This window comes from Ruegeria sp. BF6, from assembly GCF_056538665.1.
Map to the genome: position 1 here is coordinate 246,127 of NZ_JBQFTN010000004.1, position 9,817 is coordinate 255,943.

Sequence of the window (9,817 nt, forward strand, 5' to 3'; positions counted from 1 at the left end):
GCCCATGCTGATGCCCGAAGAGTGGAGCCCGGAACACAAGCTGTTCCCGCATCAGGTCGGCTTCACCTGCCCGCCATTCGATTTTGACGCGGCACCGTCGGATTTCCTGCGCATGTGCCCTGAAACGGTCGGGGTGCATGGGTGGATGCTGCATGTGCCGGACTATGTGCACGGGCTGGACCAGCGAAAGCAGAATTTTGGGATGCTTGACGATTTCGTCCACTGCATGTCCCGCAACGGTGTCGATGTCTGCGGGCAGATCGGTTCCAATTGGGTCCATGCCTGCGGGCTGGGGGTTGAGGGCGTCCGTCAGCATTGCGCGGATCTGTCCGACAAATTCGGCACGCAGTTTCACATGGCCGGTTACGCCATGGTCGAAGCGTTGCGAGAAATGAATGTCGAAAAGGTCGCGCTGAACGCGGCCTATCACTGGCCGGAATGGTGGCAAGGCACGGTGGGTTTCCTGCGTGAGGCCGGGTTCGACGTGCTCTATGCCGGCAATTTTCACGATCAGGGGTGGTTCGCCAGTCAGGAAGAAGTAAACAGCTATCGCTGGGTCTTTGACAGTGACTTGGCGCTCAAGAGTTTCGAATACGTCGCCGAGCAGGCACCGCACGCCGATGCGATTCTTATCAACGGGATGTGCAATTTCCAAACTGGCCCGAACGGTTTGCCACAGCGCCCGCTGCATCTGGCGGATAGGCTGGAAACGGCCCTTGGCAAGCCGGTGATCGGCCACGACATCGCACTCTATTGGCGCATATTCAAATCGCTTGGCCTGTCGCCGGAAACGCCGCATGGCCAGCTTTTGAAACGGCTCTAGCCCGGAGGTCCCAGACAGATGCACAAAATCCTCGCGCTTTGGGCGGTGCCCCGGTCCACTTCTACGGCCTTTGAATGGATGATGCGGCAACGTGGCGATCTGGATTGTCTGCACGAGCCTTTCGGTGAGGCCTGGTATCAGGGCGAAGACCCGCTGTGGCACCGTTTCAAGACGGGTGATTTGACAACGCCCGGCCTGACATTGGACAGTGTATGGCAGGACATTCAGGCGCGTGCCCACAAGGGGCCGGTCTTCCTCAAGGACTTTCCGCATTACATCAATCACATGTGGGATGCAGAGTTCCTGTCCCATTTCAACCATGCCTTCCTGATCCGCGATCCGGCGAAAACCATCACTTCGATGTACAAACGCTGGCCCGACTTCGCCGAGGGTGAGGTCGGCTTTCCCGAACAACGCGCCCTGTTTGACTTGTTGACGGCGTTGAACGGCACCCCGCCGCCAGTGATCGACAGCGACGACCTGCTGGAAGACCCGCACACTATGACGCAAAGGTTCTGCGACGCCGTGGGCATTCCTTTCATCGAAGACGCTCTGAGTTGGGAGGCCGGCGGCGACCCTTCGGCCCACAGTTGGTGGGATGGGGGATCTTTCCACGCCAACCTTGCGAACTCGACCGGTCTTGCGCCGCAGCCTCGCAAATACATCGAAATCGACGTCGCGCCGGACCGGGTGAAACAGGTGCATCGCCGGATGAAACCGCATTATGATCACCTCTACAAACACCGCCTGACGCGCTGAAGCACCGGAGACCTCACATGGCAGATATTTTCGACGAAGACCTTTTCCTCAAAGGGTTGGAACAACGCAAAGGCACCCTAGGCGCGGAATACGTGGAAAAGAACCTTGCGGCTGCGGATGATTTCACCCGTCCCTTTCAAGAGGCGATGACCGCCTGGTGCTGGGGCTTTGGCTGGGGAGACGACGTGATAGACGCAAAAACCCGGTCAATGATGAACCTTGCGATGATTGGCGCACTGGGAAAGATGCACGAGTGGGAGATCCACTGCAAAGGTGCTCTGAACAACGGCGTCACCAAAGAAGAGATTCGCGCCATCATCCACGTGGTCGGCATCTACTGCGGCGTGCCTCAGGCGCTGGAGTGCTTTCGGGTTGCGCGGCGGGTTTTGGAGAACGCGTAACTGCGCCCGTCTTCTGCGGGCAATCCTGAAAACCAGAAAGCCTGATTGCGTGTACTTGCCCACACCTCTGTCGTTCCAGTCAGGTAGCAGGATAGCCTATCTGTACCCATCACCGGCGGGCAAGAACACTCACTTCAGCTCTCTCAAAACACGGAACCCCGACACACTTGTCGGGTGTCTGCCAATCCGCTGCCCCGTCCAGCAACACGTGAGCCATCCATGGCCGCCGGGTACGCCCCACCTCGCGTAACGCGTCTTTCGCAGTTTGGTTCGCGGGCTTTTTTCAAGTAGAGGCTGGACGTCTCCCACCCCGCATACGTGTCGGTCCAGCAGGACATTGTTCTTTCCACGACATTGCCGGACATGTGCCGCAGACTCGAAGCATTGGCTGCATCAAGCGTGTCTACCGGCACAGGTTTCCCGCGCGAGACAAGGTCTGGGAATTCTTCGCCCAACATGATCTCGGTCGAGATGCCCAGAAAGCTCACCTGATCGGTTGTCACCTCTTCGCCCTAGGCAAAAGGAGTTTGTGTTCCGGCGCGGGCAGTGTATTCCCATTCAGCTTCGGTTGGCAGGCGATGAACATCCGCCCCCACCTTGCTGTTCAACCAATCTGTGTACAAAGCCGCGTCCAGGTTAGAGACAGTGATGACCGGGTTTTTCCCAATGACTTTCGCGCGCTGCAATTTTGGTAACCGAATGAAATCCTCAGGCTCGTACCCACCGCACCCGCCATCACTCACACAGGCCATCCATTCATCGTAAGTGACTTCGTTGCGTCCCATTGCGACAGGCAAGTCAATCTTGACAGAGTGAACCGGTCCCTCATGAAACGCTATGTAAGGATCATCCGGGGTGACAAGTATCCAGTTTCCAGCGTCATCAAATTTGGCATTCTGCTTGGATTCACCCGGAGGACCACCCATTTACATAAGTTATCCGTCGTCAGGTGTATTTGGACAGATGACAACCTGATCTGTTCCAGTCCCTTCCAGCCGACCGCACATCCTACCCCCTTGCCCGATCCAGCCAATCGGCGCACAATAAAGGCTCACACACACTTGCGCCCTAGTTGCGCACCGCCACACGTTTCGCGACCGGGACGCCTTCGATGATACGGAGGGCTAAATGACCATTGCGACTCGTCTGAAACATCATCTGGATGCCCAAGGGCTTCCGTTTGACATCGTTCCCCATCCCTATGCCGCGACCGCCGCCGAATGCGCCGAAGCGGCGCATGTCCCCGGTGACCACCTCGCCAAATCGGTTTTGATCCACATGGAGGAAGGACCTCTGCTTGCTGTTCTGCCCAGCAATCACCGGGTCGACCTCACCGCGCTGCAATCGATGATGAACCGGCGTCTTGGCTTGGCGCCGGAATCCGAAATGGATGGTCTGTTCGATGATTGCGCGCTGGGCGCGGTGCCGCCTGTGGGCGAAGCCTATGATTTGCCGACTGTTGTCGACGACAGCCTGACCGGGCTGGACAAAATCTGGTTCGAGGCAGGGGACCACAAAACCCTGGTCGAGATGCGCGGCAAGGATTTCGACACGTTAATGAAAGATGCGCCTCATGGGGCATTCTGCTGTATGCACTAAGAACCCGGTGCATTCTAGCAAGCCGGTACCGGGCCAACCCAGTAAATGGTGATGACCCCCTTGACCAAAACCACATCGGAGTACTTCATTGAGAAAGAAGTACTCCGTATTTCGACGGGACCTATGGGGGGTCCTGGAAAGACCAAATAAACAGGGGGATGCGAGCTGGCTAGATGCAGGCAAGGGCTCTGCTGAAGCAGCAAGCAAGACAATCAATAATGTCCGATATCGCGGTCTGGCTGGAAAACCACGGTTTGTCCAAATACGCCAGAGCCTTTGAAGAACACGAAATCGAACTCGGTGATCTGACAGAGTTGACCGACGAAGACCTTGTCACGATCGGGCTTCCTCTGGGTCCGAGACGGCGTTTCATGAAAGCCGTTCGTGCCAGCGCGGACGGGGGACATCGCCCGCAAAACACCGCACTCGGCCCCGCCATCGTGGCGGAGCGCCGACAACTGACCGTCATGTTTATCGATCTGGTCGGGTCCACCGAAATCGCCCAGCGTGTCGATCCGGAAGACCTGGCCGAAGTCCTGCGGCTGTTCAAAGAAACATGTGCAGCGTCCGTTGCCGCCTTTGATGGTCACATCGCAAGCTATTACGGCGACGGGATCATGGTCTTTTTCGGATTTCCCCATGCCCACGAAGATGATCCTGAACGCGCGGTTCGTGCGGGCCTGCGGATCATTAAGGAAATCCCGGACATCCGGACCCATGCGAAACTGAATGTCCGAATTGGGATCGCGACCGGCCTCGTAGTCGTCGGTGATTTGCGTGGCGAAAAGATGTTTGAGGATGGAACAGCAATGGGCGAGACGCCTAATCTGGCCGCGCGTCTTCAGACAATGGCAGATCCTGGCACGATGATTATCGCACCCAGCACGCATCAGTTGGCGGGTGACGCTTTCGAGTATGTTTTGCGCGGCGCATTCAAGCTCAAGGGTTTTGCAAAAGAGGTCGAAGCCTGGCAAGTGACCGGAGCGCGAGAAACTGTCAGTCGCTTCATGGCCCTGGACGATGTGTTGCTGAAGCCTTTGGTTGGTCGCGCGGCTGAATATGAGATCCTGAACGAAAAGTGGAAACTGGCCAGTGGTGGTCAAGGTCAGATGGTGCTGGTGTCGGGTGAACCGGGAATTGGCAAGTCTAGGCTGGTTGAAGAACTGCGTCAAAATACTTCGGGCGTGCCGCATTCTCAAATTCGATACCAGTGTTCACCCTATCATTTCGCGAGTGCGTTTTACCCTGTCATTCGCCAATTCGAGGGTGCCGCAAAACTACGGTCTGACGAGTCCAACGAAGCAAAGCTCAAGAAGATTTCCTCGGTTCTGGGTGATCCACCCAGCGGTGTATTGAAGTTGGCAGCATCACTTCTCTCTGTTCCATTCGAAGAGCAATTGGGACCTTTGGATTTGACACCGCAGCAAATCATGGATCAGACGCTGAAGATGTTGCTGGAAAAGCTGACATCTCTGGCTTCGGAAAAACCGGTGCTTCTCTTGTTTGAGGACGCGCATTGGGTTGATCCGACAACCAAGTTGCTGGTGGACCAGATCGTGGATCGGATCAAAGACCTTCCTGTGCTGGTGGTGATGACATTCAGGCCCGAATTCGATCCGGGCTGGGCGCTACAATCGAGCCTTACAAAAGTTGTTTTGCGGCAACTGGATTTCCACCAGGTCAAAAGCATTGTGGATGAAGTTGCTCAAGGTCACACAATCTCCGATGAAATGTACGAATTGATTGCCGCCAGATCAGATGGTGTACCGCTTTACGTCGAAGAGGTGACGAAAGATCTTCTTGAATCAGGCGCTTTGACCAAGGGCCACGTATCTCATCCAATGGGTGCATCTTCTTCGGCAAGCCCGGTGCCCAGCACATTGCACGATGCGCTCATGGCACGTCTCGACCGACTGAGTTCGGCCAAGGAAGTGGCTCAGATCGGGGCGGTAATCGGACCTCAGTTTTCCTATCCGTTGATCGCCGAAGTCTCCCGCTTTGGCGAAAAGGCGCTGCGTTCTAGTTTGGAGCTTTTGGCAGACGCGGGCATTGTTACAACGGCCGCATCGGATGGTTTGGAAATCTTCAGCTATCGTCATGCCCTTATTCGTGACACTGCCTACAACAGTCTTTTGAAAAGCGAGCGACGCGTCCTGCACGCGCGCGTCGCCGAGACGCTCAATCAAGACGCACTTCACATAGGGGATGCCAGTCCGGAAATTCTGGCGCATCACTACACGATGGCCGGAATGGGCAAGGAGGCCATCGACTGCCGTTACCTCGCAGGTCAGCACGCGGTTAAGCGTTCAGCGAACATCGAGGCAAACACACAGCTCTCTCTGGCAATCGAGCAGTTGCGTGAGCAAAGCCAGAGCGACGAACGGGACCAAAAAGAAATTGAGATACAGGTTCTCAGAGCGGGTGTTCTGCGATCAACGGCCGGGATAGCCGCAGATGAGACCGGTTCTGTTTACGAACGAATACGAGACCTGTGTGAACGCATCGAAGAAACAGGGCACTTGTTCCCGGTTTTGAACGGTTTGTATTCGTTTCATTTGGTGCGTGCTGAATATGATCTGGCCAGGAATGTTGCCGGACAATTGCTGAAGCTGGCGAAGACGACCGCTGAAACGCAACATCAGATGGTGGCTCATCGTGCAATGGGGGCAGTGCTGTTTCACATCGGTGAACTGGGTCCAGCTTACGAACACTTGAAACGGGCATTCGAGCTCTACAGCCCGAAGCGGGATGGACATCTGGCTTTTATTTATGGGTCGGACCATGCAGCGATCACCTCGTGTTTCTTGAGCTTGGCCGTTTGGATGCGCGGAGCCCCGGACAAAGCACTGGAAATCCAAATGCAGGCGGTTGCCGCCGCGCGAGAGCTTGAGCATGCACACAGCATCGCACAATCACTTACCTACCTGTGCATGCTTCATCTTCTGCGCCGGGAACCCGAACAGGTAGTTGAGGTTGTGGACCAACTTGAGGAACTGGCTGCAAGGCATTCCTTTACGTTCATGTCCGTGACTGCAACTCTCTGGCGTAGTTGGGTGAATGCCTATGTCTCGCCCGACCCGGCAACGATCCGTGTATTACGAAGTGCGGCAGAAGCTTGGTGGAACAGCGGAGCGGGGAACTACAAGCCGTTTTTCCTTACCTTGATTGCCGAACTTACTCTTGAAACAGGTGATCGGGAAGGCGCCAGGGGTTTTCTGACCGAAGCTCGCAAGCACCAAAGCCTTACAAACGAGGGGTGGGCGCAAGCCGAAACGGACCGGGTCTACGCGCTGGCGCGTTCCGGGGTCGCACCCGCCGAAGCAGAGTTTCGTGAAGCTTTGAAGACTGCGCGGCGACAGCAAGCAAAAATGTTCGAACTTCGAACTGCGGTAGACTACTTTAGACAGTGCAGAAAACGCGTGTCGGCGCCTGCCGCGATTTCCGATCTAAGTGCGGCCTTGCGGAAAGTTATAGGTGGAGAGCATACGATCGACGTGAATAATGCCCGTGTAATCCTCGAAGAATCGAAAACCAGTTAAGTGTATGATCTTGGTTTCTGCGTTGAGATAATCCGTAAACGTTGCATCCGATCACCTTAATTGCACCTCATAAGGCTTTTCTGAGCAGTTATTGATGCCTCAAAAAGGATACAGGCATCATGAACTCTCAAGCTTTGGGTGAACTCGCAAGTGACCAGAAAATCGCAAAAGTCTTCCATGCCCACAGCCAACTTGATGCAGCCGAAGCTGTCCAACTCCCTTAGCAATGACAACAAAGGGCTCCTCGCGCCTCTTGCGGGGATTGGGTTAAGTCGAACGAATTTCAGAGTATCGGCCGGCGTTTTCGGCATGATGCACCAAACGGATTATCGTTGCTATCAAGTTGCGATGCGGTAAGTTTGACTGCATAGCTTCCCCATGACTATTGACCGTACAGCTTTTCTTGTTCGCACCCACAAATTCAACTGGCACGTTCAGGAATTGTTGAGTGACCTAAAGAAACACATGTCCAAGAACGTTTTCGTTGTTTGCGATGAAAGCGCGGGCAGTGTCGATATTCTCGATACGCCCAAGATTTCACTTTCTCCTACAGTGATCAGCGATTGGAAGTTTGCCCGGCACGAAAGGAACTGGGGATGGTTTTGTGGCGACTACTGCTACTATGCGGCAGCAGAAAAAGCTGGCGACTTTGACTTCTTTTGTTTGATTGAGACGGATGTTTATCTTGGACGCAAAGGATTTCAAGCGGTCAAGTCAGTTCTGCAAGGAAATGAAGATGCTGTTTTGGCCGCTGATCTTCGACGGTTTGAAGAACCGCCTCGGTTCTCAAAAGATCTTGCTGAGATTGGCGAAAACCCAAACTACGGATGCATTTTTCCGTTTACTCGCGTAAAAAAGGGTTTGATCGAAGACATGTTCAAGCTGAGAAAACGGGTTCAAAACCACCATACGTCGCTACGGGTTAACGACGAAGCGATTTTGGCCACCACCGCATATGCAACTGGTGCAAGCTGCACGAACCTGTATGATTTCGAACGGGTTTTTGACAGAAATTGCTTTGCAACCAATCCCCCGCATTTGTATGAGGCCGTCCGGAACTTCCAAGACAGTGAACGCATTTTTCACCCGGTGGCGACAGTGGCCACTGTGTTTGATCGGATATCGAGTGGAAACAAGAATTACTCGACACACAGGCTTTGACGCGTAATGCGCGAAGCCCCAGATCACGTTGGCAGAGCTTTGGTTAGAGCGGGGGAGAGATCCAAAAGTTTTCCAAGTACCAAGACAAAAAGCCCAAGTGAAAAAACCGAGAGATTGGGGTGTTTGATAAATCTGTTGAAATCTCTAAATCCGATAGAAGTGGTCGATGTCGGTTCTATCCCGATAGAGGGGGAGGCAAACTACGCGCATTTGCTGGAAACCGGGCAGTCAAACCTTATCGGTTTTGAGCCCGACAAAACTGCCTTTAAAGAACTGACGAAATCGACAGCCCCCAATGAACAGTATCATTGTCTTGCAATTGGTAGAGGTGGCGGGGCGAACCTTCATTCGACGCGACTTTCCGGGTTCTCATCCCTGCTTCTGCCAAACAAACTAAGTGGTGAGTACCTCGGCTTCCGAGGGGATATGAAAGTAACAGGGAAAGAGGTGATTGAAACCCATCGATTGGATGACCTTGACTTCTTGCCGCCCGTGGATTTTCTGAAGACAGGTATTCATGGCGGAGAGTTGGACGTTATTTGCAATGCACGCAATAAGCTCTCGCGAGCCCTTGTTGTGCAAACCAAAGTTCGGTTTTTTCCCTTGTATAAAAAAGAACCCGGATATGGCGATCTGGAAAAGGAACTCCGCGAACAGAAGTTGCTTTTTCACAGTTTCGACTCCCTCAATAAAGTTCTTGGAAACCGTTCACTGAGGAAAAAGTTTCGTCCACGCGCTTTCTCGCAAGTCGTCGACGGTGACGCTTTCTTTGTAAGAGACCTGAGACTCCTTCACACGTATACGAACGAACAACTGTCCAAAATGTGTGTTTTAGCCGACAACGTTATGGGGGTTTTCGACCTTGCATGTCTGTGTTTAGAGGAGCTTAAGGACAGGGGAGAAATTGCCGCGAAAGATTGTGAACACTACTTCTCTCTTTTGCCAGTTGGGGTTAGGCGTTAACTGACGGGCGATAACCAACCGAATCTTTGTGCAGTACCAAGTCGGCCATGCTCTATGCGCCATCCAACAAGTCATGATCTGCCCACCTGAGTCGTCCAATTAGGGGTTGGTGCGTGACCGGCTTTTGGACCATCGGGACGACGGTTTCCGGGGTTGGTGGACGACAGCCCGTAGCCCTATCGAGCGCAGTCGGGGACTTGGAACACGGTGCGGGTTCGGCAAGTTCTTGCACCCAATCTCAAAACCGAAGAGGTTTTGCTTGCGTTGGGATTGCCCAAGAACGAACAAAGCCGCCCTGAGGCGGCTCGTTTGACGCGGCCCTTGTCATTTACTGGCTATGAGTCCTGACCCTAGGGGGCCAGATGCAACGCTTACGCTTTTTCGCACCCGTTTGCTTCCACAGTGCTTCCAGAGAGATTGGCGTAACGCAAAAAGCCTCACGTGATGCGAGGCTAAGTGTTTGTTTTCCGACCGTTTAGTTTGGTTGCGGGAGCAGGATTTGAACCTGCGACCTTCAGGTTATGAGCCTGACGAGCTACCGGGCTGCTCCATCCCGCGACACTTAGCGTTGG

The 9,817-nt window shown here is 54.1% G+C and carries 7 protein-coding genes, 1 tRNA gene and 2 pseudogenes; 8 read left to right on the forward strand and 2 right to left on the reverse strand.

Features of this window, described 5'->3' with window-relative positions:
- Nucleotides 1-4 precede the first annotated feature (4 nt).
- From ACR0IM_RS13860 to ACR0IM_RS13870, 3 genes are read left to right on the forward strand one after another with little or no spacing between them, the layout of a single operon-like run.
- Nucleotides 5-823, forward strand: a complete 819-nt coding sequence (locus ACR0IM_RS13860; RefSeq protein WP_480682273.1) for an aspartate racemase/maleate isomerase family protein — start codon at nt 5-7, stop codon at nt 821-823.
- 18 nt (nt 824-841) lie between these two features.
- Nucleotides 842-1,582, forward strand: coding sequence for a sulfotransferase-like domain-containing protein (locus tag ACR0IM_RS13865; protein WP_480682274.1), 741 nt, complete (start codon nt 842-844; stop codon nt 1,580-1,582).
- A 17-nt stretch (nt 1,583-1,599) separates the two neighbouring features.
- Nucleotides 1,600-1,983: a carboxymuconolactone decarboxylase family protein gene (locus ACR0IM_RS13870; RefSeq protein WP_480641728.1), complete on the forward strand. Its 384-nt coding sequence runs from the start codon at nt 1,600-1,602 to the stop codon at nt 1,981-1,983.
- 143 nt (nt 1,984-2,126) lie between these two features.
- On the opposite strand, the pseudogene ACR0IM_RS13875 reads toward ACR0IM_RS13870, so the two are convergent.
- Nucleotides 2,127-2,909 (reverse strand): annotated as a pseudogene (locus tag ACR0IM_RS13875) (formylglycine-generating enzyme family protein).
- A 202-nt stretch (nt 2,910-3,111) separates the two neighbouring features.
- On the opposite strand from ACR0IM_RS13875, the gene ACR0IM_RS13880 reads away from it, so the two are divergent.
- The 5 genes and pseudogenes from ACR0IM_RS13880 (at nt 3,112) to ACR0IM_RS13900 (ending at nt 9,245) form a co-directional block, all read left to right on the forward strand.
- Nucleotides 3,112-3,582 carry an aminoacyl-tRNA deacylase gene (locus tag ACR0IM_RS13880; RefSeq protein WP_480592576.1) on the forward strand — a complete coding sequence of 157 codons (471 nt, stop codon included), beginning with the start codon at nt 3,112-3,114 and terminating at the stop codon, nt 3,580-3,582.
- A 218-nt stretch (nt 3,583-3,800) separates the two neighbouring features.
- Nucleotides 3,801-4,502, forward strand: a pseudogene (locus tag ACR0IM_RS13885) (adenylate/guanylate cyclase domain-containing protein); the annotation flags it as partial.
- Between the two features lie 87 nt (nt 4,503-4,589).
- On the forward strand, nt 4,590-7,121 hold the full coding sequence (locus ACR0IM_RS13890) for an ATP-binding protein (protein WP_480682279.1): 2,532 nt from the start codon (nt 4,590-4,592) through the stop codon (nt 7,119-7,121).
- A 378-nt stretch (nt 7,122-7,499) separates the two neighbouring features.
- Nucleotides 7,500-8,282, forward strand: coding sequence for a hypothetical protein (locus ACR0IM_RS13895; protein ID WP_480682275.1), 783 nt, complete (start codon nt 7,500-7,502; stop codon nt 8,280-8,282).
- A 6-nt stretch (nt 8,283-8,288) separates the two neighbouring features.
- Complete coding sequence (locus ACR0IM_RS13900) at nt 8,289-9,245, forward strand: FkbM family methyltransferase (RefSeq protein WP_480682277.1); 957 nt, start codon at nt 8,289-8,291, stop codon at nt 9,243-9,245.
- A 481-nt stretch (nt 9,246-9,726) separates the two neighbouring features.
- Here ACR0IM_RS13900 and ACR0IM_RS13905 read toward each other — a convergent pair.
- Nucleotides 9,727-9,803: transfer RNA gene (locus ACR0IM_RS13905), tRNA-Met, on the reverse strand.
- Nucleotides 9,804-9,817 lie beyond the last annotated feature (14 nt).